The sequence below is a fragment of the Fodinibius salipaludis genome (assembly GCF_002287075.1).
GTDB classification, from domain to species: Bacteria; Bacteroidota; Rhodothermia; order Balneolales; family Balneolaceae; genus Fodinibius; species Fodinibius salipaludis.
In genome coordinates this window covers 257,578-276,842 of record NZ_NSKE01000007.1, presented here as the reverse complement: position 1 = coordinate 276,842, position 19,265 = coordinate 257,578, and the positions used below count along the sequence as shown (strand labels likewise).

The following is a 19,265-nucleotide window of genomic DNA, read 5'->3' as shown; positions in this document are numbered from 1 at the left end:
GGTCTTTATGAACAAGACCGACCTGGTCGACGACGAAGAGCTGATCGAGTTGGTTGAGCTGGAAGTCCGCGAGCTGCTGAGCTCCTATGAGTTTGACGGCGACAATATTCCCGTGGTCCAGGGATCAGCCCTGAAAGCCCTTGAAGGCGAGGAAGAGCACGAGCAGGCGATCCTGGATCTGATGGACGCCGTCGATGAGACGATTCCGACGCCCGAGCGCGACGTCGATAAGCCGTTCTTGATGCCGGTCGAAGATATTTTCTCGATTACCGGCCGCGGTACCGTCGCAACAGGACGTATCGAGCGCGGGGTAGTGAAGCTGAATGACGAGATTGAAATTGTAGGAATTATTGAAGATCCGATGGACTCGGTTGTGACCGGCATTGAGATGTTCCGCCGGATGCTCGACGAGGGCCAGGCCGGCGATAACGCCGGAATCCTGCTGCGCGGGGTCGACAAAGAAGACCTCCAGCGCGGGATGGTACTCTGCGAGCCGGGTTCCATTACCCCGCACAAGAAGTTCGAATGTGAGGTGTATGTATTGAGCAAGGACGAAGGCGGCCGACACACGCCGTTTTTTGACGGCTATCGCCCGCAGTTCTACTTCCGGACCACAGATGTGACCGGAAGCTGTGAGCTACCCGACGGGGTAGAGATGGTAATGCCGGGCGACAACGTGACGATGGAAGTCAGCCTGATTCAGCCGGTGGCGATGGAAGAAGGCCTGCGATTTGCGATCCGCGAGGGCGGTCGCACGGTAGGCGCCGGTGTTGTAACTGAAATTATTGAGTAATAAGTCGCGTTTCTGCACGTAAAATTGCATGAAAGAATGGGCTTCTTAGAGGTCTGTTCTTTCGGCATATACGGGTGTAGCTCAATTGGCAGAGCAGCGGTCTCCAAAACCGAAGGTTGTGGGTTCAAGTCCTTCCACCCGTGCAAGTTTAGAATTGGATAAAAATTCATGAATAAGATTAAAGAATATTTAGAAGATGTGCGCAAGGAGATGAAGAAAGTCTCCTGGCCAGATCAGGACGAGTTGGTTGACTATACTATTGTTGTGGTAGTGTTTACGATACTCTTGTCTACATTTATTTTTGCGATAGATCAAGTTTATAGCACGATATTAGAAGCCATTTATCAATGACACAAGAAGATCAGCATCAGTGGTACATAGTCCGTGTTTTTTCAAATCACGAGAAGAAAGTAAAGCGTTATTTGGACCGTGAGATTGAAATGCAGGGATTGGAAGATAAGATCAGCGAGGTGTTGATTCCTACTGAAACGGTAATTGAAATACGCTCGGGAAAGAAAAAGACGCGCGAAAAGAACTTTCTTCCGGGTTATATTATGTTAAAGACGATATACGACGAAGAAGTAAATAATCTTATTCAGGGTGCTCCTTCAACGATAGGATTTTTGAAGAATAAAAAGGAGCCCAAGCCCAAGCCCCTTCGTAAGTCTGAGGTAAATAGAATTCTTGGGCAGGTTCAGGATAATGAAGATATGGCTGAACAAGGGGGAAAGATTGAAATCCCCTATGACGAAGGAGATATTGTAAAAGTTATTGATGGACCATTTAAAGATTTTGATGGAACCGTACAAGAGGTTAATACTGATAAACTCAAACTACGTGTTCTTGTAAGTATTTTCGGTCGAAAGACCCCGGTTGAAGTTGGTGTGAACCAGGTAGAACCTGCAACTTGACCATATATTATTAATCACTTGATGCAAAGTGAGCTATTACGCGGCAAATAAAAAATAAGTACAAGCAGTAAATTAAAATGGCAAAAAAAGTAGATCAAGTACTTAAGCTCCAGATTCGTGGCGGGCAGGCAAACCCTGCACCACCTGTTGGACCTGCATTAGGTCAGGCTGGAATCAATATTATGGAGTTTTGTAAGGCATTTAATGCTGCTACACAGGAAGATGCAGGAACAATTATTCCGGTTGAAATTACTGTGTATCAGGATAAATCCTTCACTTTCATAACTAAGACTCCACCTGCTGCAGTACTGCTAAAACAAGCTGCTGGGATTGAATCCGGTTCCGGAGAGCCAAATAGAAACAAAGTTGGCCAAGTGACCTGGACCCAGTGCAAAGAGATAGCAGAACAAAAGATGCAGGATCTCAATGCTTTTGAGATTGAGAATGCTGCAGAAATGATTGCAGGTACTGCCAGAAGCATGGGGCTTCGAGTACAAAGAGATAAATAGAAGGTAAAATTAATTTATGTCAACTAAACGAGGAAAGAAATACCAAGAGGCCGCAGAGCTCATTGATCCCGAGTTGGAATATACTCTGGAGGAAGCTTGTGATCTTGTGAAGAAGACCTCTAAGGTTAACTTTGATGCATCCGTCGATCTGGATTTACGTCTGGGAGTTGATCCCCGACATGCCGATCAGATGGTACGTGGTTCTGTTACTCTGCCGCATGGCACGGGTAAAGAGATAAGCGTATTGGCTTTAGTTAATGAAGCTAAGCAAGAAGAAGCCGAAGAGGCCGGAGCAGATCATGTAGGTCTTGACGAGTATATAGAAAAAATTGAAGAAGGATGGACAGACGTTGATGTAATCATTGCTACTCCGGATGTTATGGGGCAGATAGGAAAGCTTGGACGCATTTTGGGTCCACGTGGACTAATGCCGAATCCGAAAAGTGGTACTGTTACAAACGATGTAGCCGAGGCAGTTGAAGAAGCTAAATCCGGTAAGATTGATTTTCGTGTAGACAAGTATGGTATATTGCACGCTTCAATCGGACGAGTAAGCTTCGATGCCCGCGAAATCCGTGAAAACGCTCTGGAATTTTTGCGTACGGTCATGAGACTCAGACCCGCTTCTGCTAAAGGATTATATATCCGAAGCGCGTTTATGAGTTCAACAATGGGCCCAAGCATTCCGTTGAGTCGTTCATCCGTAATTTCTGCATAAAGACAAAATAGGAACTGAATAATGCCAACATTAGCAGAAAAGAAACAAACTGTTGAAGCAATTACCGAAGATCTGAAAAGTTCAGGTGCTGTATATATCACCAACTACTCAGGTATGTCGGTAAAAGAAATCAACAACATGCGTGGCGAATTCTTTGAAGGCGATATCAAGTATAAAGTGTATAAAAACACCTTGGTAAAACGAGCCATGGACGAAGTGGGAGGATATGAAGATTTGTACCCCCACTTGGTTGAGCAAAATGGTTTTGCCTTTGTAGAAGAAGAGCTTGCCGCACCCGCAAAAGTGATTAAAAAACTTTACGAAGAAACAGAAAGGCCACAATTTAAAGCTGCAGTCATCGATGGAGATTATTACGGTGAGGATGAGCTTGAAAAACTGGCCGCTATGAAGTCTAAGACTGAGGTTATTGGAGACATTGTTGGTCTCTTGCTTGGTCCTGTTTCTAACGTTGTAGGTGCTTTACAAGCTCCCGGTCGAAATATTGCCGGAGCCCTTGAAACAATCGCCGAAGAAGGCGACAAATAACAAATACTAACACTACGAATTTTCAATTCACAAAGATCAATCGGAGATATAAACAATGGCTGACGTTAAAGATTTAGCTGAACAATTAGTCAACTTAACTGTAAAAGAAGCAAACGAACTCGCTGACTTTCTTGAAGAAGAATACGGCATTGAACCTGCAACCGGAGGTGCTGTAGTAGCAGCCGGTGGCGGAGAAGGCGGTGGCGAAGAAGAACAAACAGAATTTGATGTTGTTCTTACCGGAGCCGGAGACAAAAAGATTGCTGTTATTAAAGAAGTACGCAGCATCACTGGTCTCGGTCTTAAAGAAGCCAAGGAATTGGTTGATAACGCACCGAACCCAATTAAAGAAGCTGTCTCTAAAGAAGAAGCTGAAGACCTTAAGTCTAAGCTTGAAGAAGCAGGCGCTGAAGTTGAGCTTAAGTAATTGAGGCTCAATAAAATAACTTATTTGTCATTAGCCAATATCGTTTTACGGTATTGGCTATTGGCGTCTATTTGCATGCTACCCATTCACTTTGTATAAAGTGCTTAGAAGCGGCAAATTCAGCTCATCATCATCTAATTAATTTTAAAGGAGAGGTTCCTTTTGAATAAACAAAGTAAAATGGAGAAAATACCTTTCACCGACCGCTTATCATTTGGCAGTACCGAACATGTGCTTGACTATCCCGACTTTCTGGATATTCAGCTTGAATCATTTTCGGACTTTACTCAATTAGATATTGCACCGGAGGACCGTAAAAATCAAGGTCTCCAAAAAATATTTAATAATAACTTTCCAATTCAGGATTCTAGGGAAACTCATATTTTGGAATTCATGCATTACAGCGTGGATACCCCAAAATACAGTATCAAAGAATGCCAGGAACGAGGACTTTCGTATGCTGTACCACTGAAGGCAAAGCTTCGTCTCTCTGCTGTTGACGATGATGACGAGACTACTGAAACAATTGAACAGGAAGTATTTTTGGGAGATCTTCCCTGGATGACGGAAAAAGGAAGCTTTATTGTCAACGGATCTGAACGAGTGATTGTAAGTCAACTTCATCGTTCACCGGGTGCATTTTTTGGTCAAAATGTTCATCCCAATGGTACACAGCTTTATAATGCCAAGGTAATTCCTTTTAAAGGGTCTTGGATTGAGTTCTCTACAGATATTCGAGATGTACTTTGGGCCTATATAGATCGTAAGAAGAAGGTTCCATTTACGACCTTACTTCGAGCACTTGGATACTCCAGTGATGAAGAGCTGTTTAACCTCTTTGGTGGCACTGAGCTTATTGAAATTGAATCCAAAAAGCAATTCAAGAAAGAGCTTGTCGGTCGACGTCTTGCTACGGATGTCGTAGAAGAAAAAATTGAAGAGGTCATTGATGATGAAACGGGAGAAGTAACTGAGGCAGAAAGCCGAGATGTGCTTCTCGAAGTTGATCATGAGTTGACGGAAGATGATTATGGACTGCTAAAAGAAGCAGATTTAGATAAGATTCGAGTTCAAACGCTTGAGCCGGAAGAGTCTGAGCGTGACGTATTTATGAATACGATGCGTAAAGATCCTTCCCATGATGAAGAATCTGCACTTGCAGAAATTTATCGTCAGATTAGAACCGGTGAAATGCCGGATGCAGAAACGGCACGACAAGTGCTTGAACGTCTTTTCTTTAGTGATAAGAAATATGACCTTGGTGAAGTTGGTCGTTATCGTCTGAATAAACGTCTGAAAATTGACGTGGATATGGATATTCGTTATCTGACGAAAGATGATATTCTGGCTATTATCAGGGAGATTATCAGGCTGAAGAATATGAAAGCTCAGGTTGATGATATTGATCACTTGAGTAATCGTCGCGTTCGTACTATTGGTGAGCAGATTTCACAACAGTTTTCTATTGGTCTTGCCCGGATGTCGCGGACCATTAAAGAACGGATGAACTCACGTGATGCGGAGCAGTTGACACCCCAAGATTTGGTTAACGCACGGACTATTTCGTCTGTTATTAATACATTCTTCGGTACCAATCAGCTGTCGCAGTTTATGGATCAAACGAATCCGATGGCGACATTGACCCACAAACGTCGTATGTCGGCACTTGGGCCGGGTGGATTGACCCGTGAACGGGCCGGTTTTGAGGTTCGTGACGTTCACTATACTCACTATGGACGTTTGTGTCCTATTGAAACTCCAGAGGGACCAAATATCGGTCTTATCACATCACTATGTGTGCACTCTAAAGTGAATGACTTTGGTTTCCTCGAAACTCCTTATCGTAAGATTGAGGATGGAAGGGCAACGAAAGATATTGAGTATCTATCTGCGGAGCAGGAAGATGAAACGATTATTGCTCAGGCAAACGCTCCTATCGATGAGAACGGAGTCTTCAAGAATGATAATATCTTCTCTCGATTCCGTGATGGTGAAGTTGGTTTGGCCGATCCGGAAGAAATTCATTTTATGGACGTGTCAACGAATCAGATTGCATCAGTTGCCGCATCGTTGATTCCATTTGTAGAACACAACGATGCCAACCGTGCTCTTATGGGTGCTAACATGCAGCGTCAGGCTGTACCGTTGCTTCGTCCCAAATCGCCGGTCGTTGGTACTGGATTGGAGCATCGTGCTGCAAAAGACTCACGTGCTATTATTACCGCTGACGAAGATGGTGAAGTGGTATATGTCAGTGCAAAAGAGATCCATGTTAAGTACGATCGTACTGATATGGAGCAGCAATGCTACTTTGATGAAGGAATTAAAAAGTACGATCTGACAAAGTTCGAGCGTACTAATCAGGACACGACAATTAACCAGACGCCAATTGTTGAAGTTGGTGACAAGGTTAAGAAAGGTCAAACACTGGCCGACGGTTGTGCTACTGATCAAGGGGAACTTGCGTTAGGACGTAATGTTCTTATTGGCTTTGTGCCATGGAGAGGATACAACTTTGAGGATGCGATTGTAGTAAGTGAACGTGTTGTCCAAGAAGATATGTACACCTCAATTCATATTGAGGAATTTGAGCAAGAAGTCCGTGACACCAAGCGTGGTGAAGAAGAGTTAACCCGCGAGATTCCGAATGTAAGTGAAGATGCTACCAAAGATCTTGATGAGCAGGGAATCGTCCGAACGGGTGCTAAGATTAGCCACGGCGATATTCTTGTTGGAAAGATTACTCCTAAAGGAGAAACTGATCCTACGCCGGAAGAGAAACTGCTGCGTGCAATCTTTGGTGACAAAGCCGGTGATGTCAAGGACGCATCATTGAAAGTTCCTCCGGGAGTATCAGGTACCGTAATTGATACGAAGCTCTTTAGCCGCAAGCGAGATGAGCAAATTTCCCGAAAAGAGGAGAAGAAACAGGTTGAGCTGGAAAATGAGCGCCACCAGGAAAAAGTTGATGAGCTGAATAGTAAAATGGTGGACAAACTTTATACCCTACTGAGAGACAAAACATCTCCCGGTGTGTACGATTTCAGCGGCGTTGAGCTTATTCCGAAGGGTGAAAAATATCGTAAGTCAGACTTTGAAGAGCTCGATCCCGTTAGAATTAATGAAAATATACAGTGGGCTACTGATGATGAATTGGTAGAACACGTGCGATTACTCTTTAAGAACTATCGTTCGCTTCGTAGAGAAATTGATACCGAAGCCAAGCGAAGAAAATATCAGATTCAGGTTGGAGACGATCTACCGCCCGGAATCATACAGAAAGCAAAAGTCTATGTTGCCAAGAAGCGTAAGCTTCAGGTAGGTGACAAGCTTTCCGGTCGCCACGGTAACAAGGGTGTGATCGCTAAGATCGTACCGGAAGAAGATATGCCGTATATGAAAGACGGAACGCCTGTTGATATTTGTCTCAATCCGTTGGGTGTACCATCGCGTATGAACCTCGGACAGATTTATGAGACTATTCTTGGATGGGCCGGTAAGAAACTGGGTGTTAAATTTGCATCGCCCATTTTTGACGGTGCCAGTGAAGAGCAGGTAAAAGACAAAATGCGTGAAGCGGGCTTGCCCGAAGATGGCCGAGTTACATTGTATGATGGCCGTACCGGTGAGCCTATGGATCAGAAATCGACCGTTGGATATATGTATATCCTTAAATTGAATCACTTGATTCAGGATAAGATGCATGCTCGTTCGATTGGACCATACTCTCTTATTACGCAACAGCCACTGGGTGGTAAAGCACAGTTTGGTGGTCAGCGTCTTGGTGAGATGGAGGTTTGGGCACTGTATGCTTATGGTGCTTCCAGTATCCTAAAAGAAATGCTTACTGTAAAAAGTGATGATGTAAAAGGTCGTTCTCGCGTTTACGAAGCTATTGTAAAAGGCGAAAACTTGCCTGAAGGTGATGTGCCAGAATCATTCAAGGTACTGCTGCGCGAAATGATGGGTCTTGGCCTTGAAATTCACATCGACTAATTAGAACAACAGAATTTATACTGTTAAATAAAGTCAATCCGGAGGTACTTCCTTGCCGACTACTAACACATTAACAGTTTCGAAAGACTTCGATAAAATTGGTATTTCCCTTGCGTCACCTGAGACAATCTTGTCTCGGTCGCACGGCGAAGTCTTAACTCCCGAAACAATCAATTATCGTACATTTAAACCGGAAATGGATGGTCTTTTCTGTGAAAAGATCTTCGGTCCGGTCAAAGACTATGAATGCCATTGTGGCAAATACAAACGGATCCGCTACAAAGGGATTATTTGTGACCGCTGTGGTGTAGAAGTTACCAGAAAAGCTGTTCGTCGTGAACGTATGGGACACATTTCCCTGACCGTTCCCGTCGTACATATCTGGTACTTCAAATCATTGCCAAACAAACTTGCATACCTCCTTGGATATTCTTCTAAAAATCTTGAGAAGATTGTCTATTATGAAACTTATGTGATCATGAATCCCGGCGTTGCCCGTGATCTTGGTTATAAGAAGGGAGATCTTATTTCTGAAGAAGAGTATTATGATATTCAGGAGCAGCTTCCCGAAGATCAGTGGGAGATGGATGAGGATGATGAGGACAAGTTCAGAGCTAAAGAAGGTGCTGAGGCTATTGAAGAATTGTTAGCCACGCAGGATCTGGATGAACTTGCTTATCGTCTGCGTTACGAAGCTCGTAATGAAACTTCGCAGATGCGTAAGAAGAAGAAGCTAAAGCGTCTGCAGGTTATTGAATCATTCCGTGCGGCAAACCAACACACCGAAAACCGTCCGGAGTGGATGGTCCAAAGTGTAATTCCTGTGATACCTCCGGAATTGAGACCATTGGTACCTTTGGAAGGTGGCCGATTTGCGACTTCGGATCTCAACGATCTTTATCGACGAGTTATTATCAGAAATAACCGACTTAAGCGTCTTATTGATATTAAGGCGCCTGATGTGATCCTGCGTAATGAGAAGCGTATGTTGCAGGAAGCGGTTGATTCACTTTATGATAATTCCCGTAAATCCAATGCAGTTCGAAATAATAATCGTCCTCTGAAATCTCTCAGTGATATGCTGAAGGGGAAGAGCGGGCGATTCCGACAGAACTTGCTCGGTAAGCGTGTTGATTATTCCGGCCGTTCAGTTATTGTGGTTGGTCCCGAGCTGAAAATGCATCAGTGTGGACTGCCCAAAGAGATGGCTGTAGAACTATACAAGCCGTTCATTATACGCCGCTTGATTGAGCGTGGATATGTCAAAACAGTTAAGTCGGCTAAGAAAGTTGTTGATCGCCGTGACGCGGTTGTTTGGGAAGTGCTCGAAAATGTTATTGACGGCCATCCCGTTCTTCTTAACCGAGCACCAACATTGCACAGGCTTGGTATTCAGGCATTTCAGCCGGTACTGATTGAGGAAAAGGCAATACGATTGCATCCCCTCGCATGTACCGCTTATAATGCTGACTTTGACGGTGACCAGATGGCTGTTCACTTGCCATTGAGCCATGATGCTGTTCTTGAAGCATCCGTTCTTATGCTCGGCTCTCATAACTTGTTGAGCCCTGCAAGTGGTGGACCTATTGCGGTGCCATCGCAGGATATGGTTCTTGGTATCTATTATATGACCAAGATGGCCAGCGACAAGCGTGGTGAGGGAAAAACCTTTGCCAATTTAGATGAGGTGTTGATTGCATATGATCGCGATCGCATTGATATGCATGCGAAGATTAATCTCCGTATCACCAAAGAAAATGAAGACGGAGAGCAAGTTCAGGAGATTATTAAGACGACAACAGGACGAGTGTTGTTCAATAAGATTCTTCCTGAACCAATGGAATTCGTGAATAAGACGCTCGGCAAGAAAGAGCTGCGTGTGTTAATTGGCGATATTCATTATGAGGTTGGAACAGCTCGTACTGCTGAATTCCTTGATGACATGAAGCGTCTTGGTTTTGAGGAAGCTACAACAGGCGGTATATCCTTTAGTCTCGAAGATATTGTAACACCTGACGAAAAAGATCAGCTGCTTGAAAAAGCGAAAAATGATGTAGCTGAAATTGATGAGCGTTACGAGATGGGTTTCATTACCGACAACGAGCGCTATAATCAGGTTATTGATAAGTGGACAAGTACCACGAACCGTGTTTCTGAATCCTTGTTCAACGCATTGACCGAAGATAAGGATGGATTTAACCCGGTATTTATGATGGCTGATTCCGGTGCTCGAGGTTCTAAAGAGCAGATCCGTCAGCTTGGTGGTATGCGTGGACTGATGGCGAAGCCGCAGAAAAGTTCCCAACAGGAAGGAAACGAAGTAATTGAGAATCCTATTCTCTCATCCTTTAAGGAGGGACTAACGGTACTTGAATACTTTATTTCTACTCACGGTGCCCGTAAGGGACTGGCCGATACGGCTCTTAAAACTGCTGATGCCGGCTATCTGACACGTCGACTTGTTGATGTTTCTCAGGATATAATTATCAACGAAAAAGATTGTGGAACGCTCCGAGGTATTAAAATGAAGGCTCTAAAAGATAACGAGGATGTTATCGAGAGTCTGGAAGATCGTATTCTTGGTCGTGTTTCACTGCACGATATTTATGATCCTATTACTGATGAACTTCTCTGTGAAGCTAATCAGATGATTGATGAAGGTGTGGCTCAGAGTATTGCTGAAACTTCAATTGAGGAAGTTGAAATTCGATCGGTACTTACCTGTGAAACGGAACGCGGAGTGTGTTCTATGTGCTATGGTCGAGACTTGTCTCGCGGCACAATGGTTCAGGTTGGTGAAGCTGTAGGAGTTATTGCAGCACAATCAATTGGTGAGCCCGGTACTCAGCTGACACTGCGTACTTTCCACGTTGGTGGTACGGCCTCTCGCGTTGAGTCAGAATCAATGCACAAGGCCAAGTTCGAAGGTGAGGTTGAGTTCGAAAATATCCGCGTTGTAGAATACGATGACGGAGAAGAGATTCATGATGTCGTGCTTAGTCGTGCCGGTGAAATCAAGATTAAGGATGAGGAAGGGAAAGAACTTATATCCTATAACATTCCTTACGGTTCTGAACTCTTGGTTGAAGAAGGCGATGAGGTTCCCAAAGGAGTACCACTTTGTACTTGGGATCCCTACAACGCCAATATCTATGCTGAGATCGACGGAACTGTTGAGTATAAAGATATCCTCGAAGATATTACCTTTTCGGAAGAAACAGATGCTCAAACAGGTCACCGTGAAAAGGTTGTTATCGACTCCAAAGATCGTTCGCTGATACCGACATTATTGGTTAAAGGTGAAGACGATAGAGTTCGGGAGAAAACACTCCCCGTTGATACACACATTGTTGTGGAGGACGAACAAGAGGTTGCTGCCGGACAGGTGCTCGCTAAAATTCCACGATCTACCGGTCAATCCAAAGATATTACAGCGGGTCTGCCGCGTGTTACGGAACTCTTTGAGGCCCGTTCGCCAAGCGATCCTGCTGCTGTATCAGAAATTGACGGTATTGTCAAGATGGGTGGACGTAAGCGAGGTAAGCAGGAAGTTATCGTTGAAAGTAAAGACGGCAAGACCGAAAAAACCTATCTCATTTCCCTGTCCAAGCACATTCTTGTGCAGGAGAATGATTATGTTGAAGCGGGTCAGCAGTTGTCTGACGGTACTATTCCGGCCGAAGAAATTCTGAATATTCTCGGACCTTATGCAGTACAGTCGTACCTTGTGAATGAAATTCAGGAGGTTTATCGACTACAGGGTGTGAAGATCAATGACAAGCATATTGAGACCATTGTTCGCACCATGATGCAGAAGGTTGAGGTAACAGATCCCGGCGATACAATGTATCTCGAGGGAGATAAAGTTGACCGATTTGAGCTGAACAACAAGAACGATGAGCTTATCGGAAAATATGTTGTTACTGATACCGGCGGAAGTGATCTTAAGCAGGGAACATTGCTTACACGTCGCGAAGTTCGAGAAACAAATAATGAACTAATTAAAGAAGGAGTGGATGAAATTGAAACACGTGAAGCCGAACCGGCTATTTCTAAGCCAATACTACTTGGTATTACGCGTGCTGCTCTCTCTACAGAAAGCTGGTTGTCTGCTGCTTCATTCCAGGAGACTACTAAAGTACTGACACAAGCATCTATTGAGGCCAAAAAGGATCACCTTCAGGGTCTCAAAGAAAATGTAATTGTTGGACACAAAGTACCTGCTGGTACTGGTCTCCGTAAATATGATGATCTGATTGTTGGCAAGAAAGAAGAGCTTGACGAGGATGAGCAAGAAGTTGCAAAAGTCTTCGATGAGCTTGCCGGATCTGAAGGCAATGGAGAAAAAGCGGAACCAACGGCAGAAGCTGATGTAGAGGATGATGAATCCTAATTAATTACTCCATACTAATAATTGGATAAAAAAAAGTGCCCGTCAGTGATGATGGGCACTTTTTTTATTTTAATAAGTTCTGTAAAGGTATAGCTTGACAAATAAGCTATTTATAGCTGGTTAGAAAATCAGGATCGAATAATTATTAGGTAGACTTTTCAGCTTGCTGCTGAGTTGGATTATTTTTTTCGCTACCCTCTGAATCTTCAATGGTGTCCAGTAGATCTTCTGCTTCGCGGATAAGATCCTCGGCCCGGTGACGTGCATCTTCAACAACGAGGTCACCCTGTCGCTTAGCTTCTGATATAGCTTCCTTTTCTTCCGAAAGACGATCAATAAGATGGGTAAGTTCATCCAGATAAGAACTTAGCCTGTAAGAAAGAATATCACGGGTATTACTACCTTTGTCAGGAGCATATAAAAGGGCAACGACCGAACCTACCAGGGCACCGGATAATAAACCAAGGGTAAAATCTTTTGACTTACTCATAATATATAACCTCTTAAACTGTAGCTTCTTTATTCAAGTATATTACTATTAGTAACGATTATGGTGTTTCTTTAATATGCAATTTACTGAACTTATTTAAAAGTGATTGCAAGAATTAATATTTACTTTTTATGTTGGCGTATTGCTTCTCGTCTTTCCTTTTTATTCCCCATAATAAAAGCAGGAATTACATAGAGCGTTAGGATAGAACCGAAAAGAAGTCCGCCAATGACAGCTCGTGCAAGGGGCGCCCAGATCTCTGCTCCGGTACCGATTCCCAATGAAAGCGGTATCATTGAACAAATAGTCGTGATAGCAGTTAAAAGAATGGGCCTGAGACGTCTTTTACAGGCTTCAATGGCATTATTGAGTAAAGAATCAGAATGTGCATTATGTTTGGTATAGAGATGCATATAGTCGACTAATACGATGCCATTATTAACAATAATTCCGACAAGCATGAACATGCCAATAAAGGCAGTAGCACTCAGTGGGGTTCCTATTACCCAAAGCCCAAATAAGGCTCCAAAGAATGCCAAGGGTATGCTGAACCATATTACAAAAGGGTCGACGAAATTTTCAAACAGTGATGCCATAATCATATAAGTCAGCAATACGGCGAAGAGCAGAGCCCATAAAATTTCGTTACTTCCTTCATCGGATTCTTGAAGAGATCCGGTAAATTCATAGCGATATCCTTCAGGTAAAACCACCTGGTCCTGTATAATACCGATAATTTCCTCACGAAATTCATTGGGATTTCCATCTACCTCAATATTTACATCCAGTACGGTTTCGCGATTACGGCGAGAAATTTGATCAACGCCTTCAACGCTTTCAAGAGTACCCAGGGCGGCCACAGGCAATCGCTGATCTTCTATTTGTAATAACTGAAGATCAAGGAGTTGAGCTCGGCTGGTAAGGTCGTTTTTGGAGGCCCGGACTTCTATGGGAATTTCACGGCCTTGCTGACGTAAAAAGCCTACCCGCGTTCCCTGCACCTGCGTTTTAAGCGAATTCGCAACGTCATTGAGAGAGCTCCCCATTCTACTGATCCGTTGTCGATTAACATGGTAATGTAATTCGGGGGTAGGATCAGAACGCCCGTTATCTACAGATATCACATTGGGATTTGAAAGTAGTGTGCGTTCGATTTTGTCTGAAATTGCTTTCAGTACATCTATTTCCGGTCCAACAAGGCTGAGGGTTATGCCTCCGCCAAAGCCGCCAAATCCACCTCCGCCACCGCTTATATTGACGTCCACTCCCGGGGATTGTAATTCCTGACGCAATTGCGCAGAAAAGCGGTTGGTAGTAATGTCGCGTTTTTCTTCATCGACGAGGGTGATCGTCATTTGTCCTACACTTGTTCGGGTGGTGAAGCCTCTCTGGCCAATCTGAGTGACCACGGTTTCAACGACGTCTTTTTGCTGGAGTTGGTCACTAAAGCCCCGCAAGACCTCAGCTGTTTTTACAAGTTTTGTTCCCGAGGGTAACTCTATATTGACGGATACACTTCCCGAATCGGATTGCGGAAAGAACTCAAATTTTAAATTATTATATAGCAGGTATGTGCATCCCAAGATAGCGAGTGCAGTAATGACAGCAGTCCATTTTCGGAACATGACCCACCGCAGAGAACGGGCATACCATTGTTCCAGTTTACCCATACTTGCAGAAGTACCTGCTTGCGAGTTGAATTGGTTGCTGTTTAAGAATAAAAGGGCAAGAACGGGAACTAATATAATTGAAGATATGAAGGATATCCCGATGGCAATACTAATGGTAATGGCAAATTCTACAAATAGTTGAGCCTGAATACCGGACAAGCCAATAATGGGAACAAAAACTCCGAGTGTAGTTAGGGTTGCCCCCAGGAGCGCACCAACCACTTCATTGGTGCCTTCGAGAACTGCCTGCATTTTACTTGAATGCTCTTCCAGCTTCCGGGCAATACTTTCAGAGACGACAATGGCATTATCCACTAATAGGCCTATGGCCAGTGCCAAGGCAGTAATAGTCAAAATATTCAGTGAAAGTCCAGCGGCGTACATCGCCCCAAAACTCGCTGTTATGGATACTGGTATGGTAGCTGCAACAACCAGTGAGATTCGCCATCCCCCCATAAAAAGCAGCAGAACGACAATAACAACAAGTAGGGCGGCAAGTGCTGATTGTGTGAGGTTCGATATCGAATTTTCAATATTTTCTCCGTCATCGGTCAAAACCTGTAGGCTAACACCAGGCGGAAGATTGTTATTGATGTTTGACAGCTGATCTTTGACAGCGTTGACGACATCCAGGGTATTGGCATCGGATTTCTTTTGAACTTCCAGAGAGACACTGTTTTTCCCGTTTATTTCTACAAGCGTTGTAATTTCAGCGAAACTGTCTTCAACCTCGGCTATATCCTTAATGCGAACGGGTACTCCTTCTTCAGTAACCGTTACAATCGTTTGCCTTATTTGTTCTACATCGGAATACATAGAGGTAGCACGAAGACTGAAACTATTTTGGCCATTTCGTATATCTCCTATAGGGACCTGAACATTATTTGATCGCAGAGCCGACTCGATATCAGAAGGGATAAGGCGATGTTGTGCCAGTGACATGGGGGATACATTGATAAATACTTTACGTTCAAGCCCCCCGCGAGTATCTGCCGAGGCTACTCCCTCCAACCGTTCAATACGCGGTTCTATGAATTCTACTCCCAGGCGCCGCAGCTCATCCAGACCAGTGTGATCAGAGTCCAAGCTCAGCCGCATAATGGGAAAGTTATCAGGATCGAACTGAAATATCACAGGTTCTGCGGCTTCTTCGGGCAGTTCATTGCGAATACGCGATAATTCTTCTCGTACTTTTAGTTCTGTATGACGAATATCCACACCTGTTTTCAAACGCAGGATAATAAAAGCACTTCCCTTGCTTATGTTCGATTCAAGTGTTTCTATACCCTCAATTGCCGAAACTGCACCTTCAATAGGTTCAACAACAAGGGTTTGCATATCTTTAGGAGCTACATTGCTGTAGTTGGTCGAGATCGCAAGTATAGGGATGTTTAAAGAGGGGGTGAGTGTCACTTTTAAATTAGAAAGTGAAAATACACCGAATCCGATAATAACCAGCGTAACCATTATTACACTGATCGGTCGTTTTAAAATGCTGCCGGCTAATGTGAATTTCTTCATAGCGTACTTATTGTTTCAATTCCGATTGCAGCAAAGGATCTTCTTTATGGACTGAATCGAATCCAAAATGCTCTACCATGATATTAATCAGCTGATAGAGGCAGGGAACAACAAAAAGCATCAAGAAGGTAGACATAGCCAGTCCGCCGATAACCGTTCGGGCCATGGGGCTCCACGTCTCGGAACCTGAGCCCAGCTCTAAGGCAAGGGGGACCATTGACAGGATCGTTGTAAAAGCGGTCATGAGTATCGGTCGGAGGCGTCGTCCGGCCCCTTCGATAATAGCGTTATCACGCTCCATTTTACGTGCCTGTAGGATTTTAATATAGTCGATCATAACAATGCCATTATTAACAACAATACCTGACAGAAGTATCAGCCCCACCATCGACGTAACGCTGATAGAAGTACTCGTTATCCAGAGCATTAGTAAAACACCAGTTAGGGCCAGTGGAATGGTGAGAATAATGATAAACGGCTCTACCAGGCTTTCAAATTGTGAGGCCATGACCATATAGGTAAGAATACCGGCAATGATAAATGCAATCATTAAATAATTAAATGATGCTTGTTGGTCTTCGGCCGTGCCTGAAATTTCATATCGATATCCGTCCGGCCAGTTAATGGTATCCAGTTGCTGGCGTACCCGAGAGCTGGCTTCTTTGAGGTCCATGTCAGCCAGATCAGCGGTTACCTCCGTAATACGTTCTTGATTAATTCTTTGGATATTGGTTGGACCGCTATAGCGTTCTATGCGGGCCAGGTTTGAGAGTGGTACCCATTCTCCACCGGGTGTTTCTACCTGTAAATTTCTGAGATCATCAATACTCGTTTTGTCCGACTCTTCAAGTTGAACCATAACTTCAAATTCTATTCCCTGATCTACATAAGTAGTTGCTAAATTGCCCTTAACAGCATTTCCGAGGGCTGAAGCGACCTGAGAAGTGTTCATATCCAGCCGAGAAATGCGTTCCCTATCCATTGTAATTTGTAGCTCTGGACGTCCCTCTTCAGCAGCACTATATACATTAGCAATGCCATCGATATCCTGTAATCTGTTTTTAGCAACATTTGCCAGTTCTTCTCTTTGTTCAGATTCATACCCGTATATTTGTACGATAAGTCCGCTTTCTCCTTCTGGACTTAGGGGATCTTCTTGGACTTCTTTAATCTCTGTACCAGGGACCTGTGTAAGTTGTTCGAGCAGGGAAGCTACAATAACTTTCTCGGACCTGGAGCGCTCACTTTGCGGAACTAATTCAACACGAACTCTACCATTGTATCCACCGGGATTTTCTGCCCCCTCAATGCCTTCCTTATCTCCGAAATCGGATACCACAAGGCGTGCCTCCGGTATTTCTCTGTCGATGATTTTCTCAATCCGAGAAACTGAACGCCCCAGTTCAACTAAACTTACTCCCGGTTCCCGTTGAACGTCTAAGATAAATGTATCATCATCTACCTTCGGGAAAAATTCTCCGCCGAGTAAACCAAATATTGGTAATGTCAGAAGAAATAGCAGTACTGCTGATATTACAACGGTACCGCTGTGATTTAAAAGAGTTGTTAACTGCCGTTGGTATGAGGATTCTATACGGTTAAGCCCTCTGTTGATCAATGGCCCCACTTTTTTACTGAAAAACGATCCGAGTTTCTTGCCGATGTATTTGAATCCCCAGATAATCGGATAAATGAGTGCGCCTACTAAAAGTAAGGGTGAAGCTAATATTCGTTTGAAGGTGCTACCCCGGCTCCAGTCAAGTAGTTGTTTAAGGTAGGAATCTTTAACCTTATTGGATGCCTTAGTACCTAATAGTTGAGAACTCATCATCGGGATCAGACTAAGAGCAACAATAGAGGATACCGAAAGCGCAAAAGAGATAGTGAGGGCCAAATCACGGAACAGGAATCCGGCGATACCCGGGACAAACAGGATGGGGAGAAAGACCACAAGCGTAGTCAGGGTAGATATAACGACAGGTACTGCTACCTCCTGCGCGCCCCATACCGAGGCCTTTTTACGATCGTGCCCCTCTTCTTTAAAGCGAAAAATATTTTCCAGGACAACTACAGCATCGTCCACAACCATTCCCACAGCCAGCGTAAGGCCCGAGAGTGAAATGATATTCAGGCTCAGATCTGCCCAATCCATAATACTGAATGTAGAAATTATGGAAACGGGTATGGAAATTGCGATGATGAGAGCTGAACGTCCACTTCGAAGGAAGGCCAGCAATATAAGCACTACCAATATGACGGCCTGCAGCCCCGTCCAGAGCAAGTTATCGATCGAAGTTTTAATAAAGCTTGCCTTATTAGTGAGCACTTTAACAGAAACGTCGTCGGGGAGGATACGATTTAAATTGTTAATATTATCGACTACAGCATTGGCGGTCGTTACTACATTGGCATCGCTTTGGCGATAAATATTCAGGATGACTCCCTCTTCACCATTAACGTGTACGTTGCCAATGGGTTGTGCAATACCGTCTTCTACTGTGGCTACATCTCTTAGCATCAGTGGTTCACCTTCACGAACGGCAATAATAGTATTGCGAATTTGATCTACGTTTTTGAATTCACCGATCGTACGTAGGGAATAGATGGTACGCCCCTCAATAAGCTCACCAGCGGGGACCTGTATGTTTTCTTGCTGCAGCTTATTTGCAATGGTTGAAATGCTGAGGTTATAGGCCCGCATCTGCTTATTGCTGATATCAATATTTATTTGCCGTTCATAACCACCGGATGTTTCACTGGATGCTACACCAGAAATACGTTCTAAGTGTTGCTCGAGGTCTTGTTCGGCAATAGTTCGGAGTTCCCGGGAACTCCTTAAATCAGAAGTCAGCGTTAGGACTACAATAGGTTCCTGGTTGGGATCGTACGAAAAGACGATAGGTTGTTCTGCATCATTTGGAATTGTTCGGCGTACGAAATCAAGTTCTTTCCGCACATCCGATTCCGCATTATAAAGATTGGTTCCCCAATTAAAATCCAGTTTAACAATCGAAGTTCCCTGGTTAGACATTGACCGTACTTCCCTAACCCCACTGATGCTTCCTACCGCTTCCTCTATGGGGCGTGTAACGAGTGTTTCCATATCTCCTGGAGCTACTCCCTCGTATGTGGTGTAAACGGTTATGGTTGGAAATGATACATCAGGATAGAGGTTAAGCCTGAGATTGGAGAGCCCGAAGAGTCCGAAACCAATGACGATCAAGCTCACCATGAAAAAGGTAACCGGACGCTCAACCGCTTTTTTTGCAAGTGCTTTCATAAAAAATGTGG

The 19,265-nt window shown here is 44.0% G+C and carries 12 protein-coding genes and 1 tRNA gene; 10 read left to right on the top strand and 3 right to left on the bottom strand.

Annotated elements, in window-relative coordinates:
• From CK503_RS11395 to rpoC, 10 genes are all read left to right on the top strand, one after another.
• A partial coding sequence (locus tag CK503_RS11395; RefSeq protein WP_095606951.1) for an elongation factor Tu occupies positions 1-793 on the top strand: 793 nt, incomplete at its 5' end.
• A gap of 70 nt (positions 794-863) precedes the next feature.
• Positions 864-936: transfer RNA gene (locus CK503_RS11390), tRNA-Trp, on the top strand.
• 25 nt (positions 937-961) lie between these two features.
• A complete protein-coding gene (secE, locus tag CK503_RS11385; RefSeq protein ID WP_095606936.1) occupies positions 962-1,144 on the top strand; it encodes a preprotein translocase subunit SecE in 183 nt (60 codons plus the stop codon).
• Entirely contained in the window at positions 1,141-1,704 is a 564-nt protein-coding gene (gene nusG, locus CK503_RS11380) for a transcription termination/antitermination protein NusG (RefSeq protein WP_095606935.1), read from the top strand. Before secE ends, nusG begins: the two co-directional genes overlap by 4 nt.
• A 77-nt stretch (positions 1,705-1,781) precedes the next feature.
• On the top strand, positions 1,782-2,213 hold the full coding sequence (rplK, locus tag CK503_RS11375; protein ID WP_095606934.1) for a 50S ribosomal protein L11: 432 nt from the start codon (positions 1,782-1,784) through the stop codon (positions 2,211-2,213).
• Between the two features lie 16 nt (positions 2,214-2,229).
• A complete protein-coding gene (rplA, locus tag CK503_RS11370) occupies positions 2,230-2,931 on the top strand; it encodes a 50S ribosomal protein L1 (RefSeq protein ID WP_095606933.1) in 702 nt (233 codons plus the stop codon).
• Between the two features lie 21 nt (positions 2,932-2,952).
• On the top strand, positions 2,953-3,477 hold the full coding sequence (gene rplJ, locus CK503_RS11365; RefSeq protein ID WP_095606932.1) for a 50S ribosomal protein L10: 525 nt from the start codon (positions 2,953-2,955) through the stop codon (positions 3,475-3,477).
• 55 nt (positions 3,478-3,532) lie between these two features.
• Complete coding sequence (gene rplL, locus CK503_RS11360) at positions 3,533-3,904, top strand: 50S ribosomal protein L7/L12 (protein ID WP_095606931.1); 372 nt, start codon at positions 3,533-3,535, stop codon at positions 3,902-3,904.
• 180 nt (positions 3,905-4,084) lie between these two features.
• Complete coding sequence (gene rpoB / locus CK503_RS11355; protein ID WP_095606930.1) at positions 4,085-7,900, top strand: DNA-directed RNA polymerase subunit beta; 3,816 nt, start codon at positions 4,085-4,087, stop codon at positions 7,898-7,900.
• A gap of 52 nt (positions 7,901-7,952) precedes the next feature.
• Positions 7,953-12,293 (top strand): DNA-directed RNA polymerase subunit beta', encoded by a 4,341-nt coding sequence (rpoC, locus tag CK503_RS11350; protein WP_095606929.1) that lies wholly within the window; start codon positions 7,953-7,955, stop codon positions 12,291-12,293.
• A 145-nt stretch (positions 12,294-12,438) separates the two neighbouring features.
• Here rpoC and CK503_RS11345 read toward each other — a convergent pair whose 3' ends face one another.
• The 3 genes from CK503_RS11345 to CK503_RS11335 all read right to left on the bottom strand — a co-directional run bounded on the left by CK503_RS11345 (position 12,439) and on the right by CK503_RS11335 (position 19,254).
• Positions 12,439-12,783 carry a YtxH domain-containing protein gene (locus CK503_RS11345; protein ID WP_095606928.1) on the bottom strand — a complete coding sequence of 115 codons (345 nt, stop codon included), beginning with the start codon at positions 12,781-12,783 and terminating at the stop codon, positions 12,439-12,441.
• A gap of 122 nt (positions 12,784-12,905) precedes the next feature.
• Positions 12,906-15,974, bottom strand: coding sequence for an efflux RND transporter permease subunit (locus CK503_RS11340; protein ID WP_095606927.1), 3,069 nt, complete (start codon positions 15,972-15,974; stop codon positions 12,906-12,908).
• Positions 15,975-15,981: 7 nt separating this feature from the next.
• Complete coding sequence (locus CK503_RS11335) at positions 15,982-19,254, bottom strand: efflux RND transporter permease subunit (protein ID WP_095606926.1); 3,273 nt, start codon at positions 19,252-19,254, stop codon at positions 15,982-15,984.
• Positions 19,255-19,265: the final 11 nt, after the last annotated feature.

Excerpts from the sequence above, each read along its gene's own strand:
- secE (WP_095606936.1), top strand. The coding sequence starts at position 962 with ATGAATAAGATTAAAGAATATTTAGAAGATGTGCGCAAGGAGATGAAG.
- rplL (WP_095606931.1), top strand. The coding sequence starts at position 3,533 with ATGGCTGACGTTAAAGATTTAGCTGAACAATTAGTCAACTTAACTGTA.
- rpoB (WP_095606930.1), top strand. The coding sequence starts at position 4,085 with ATGGAGAAAATACCTTTCACCGACCGCTTATCATTTGGCAGTACCGAA.
- CK503_RS11345 (WP_095606928.1), bottom strand. The coding sequence starts at position 12,783 with ATGAGTAAGTCAAAAGATTTTACCCTTGGTTTATTATCCGGTGCCCTG.
- nusG (WP_095606935.1), top strand. The coding sequence starts at position 1,141 with ATGACACAAGAAGATCAGCATCAGTGGTACATAGTCCGTGTTTTTTCA.
- CK503_RS11340 (WP_095606927.1), bottom strand. The coding sequence starts at position 15,974 with ATGAAGAAATTCACATTAGCCGGCAGCATTTTAAAACGACCGATCAGT.
- rplJ (WP_095606932.1), top strand. The coding sequence starts at position 2,953 with ATGCCAACATTAGCAGAAAAGAAACAAACTGTTGAAGCAATTACCGAA.
- rplK (WP_095606934.1), top strand. The coding sequence starts at position 1,782 with ATGGCAAAAAAAGTAGATCAAGTACTTAAGCTCCAGATTCGTGGCGGG.
- rplA (WP_095606933.1), top strand. The coding sequence starts at position 2,230 with ATGTCAACTAAACGAGGAAAGAAATACCAAGAGGCCGCAGAGCTCATT.
- CK503_RS11335 (WP_095606926.1), bottom strand. The coding sequence starts at position 19,254 with ATGAAAGCACTTGCAAAAAAAGCGGTTGAGCGTCCGGTTACCTTTTTC.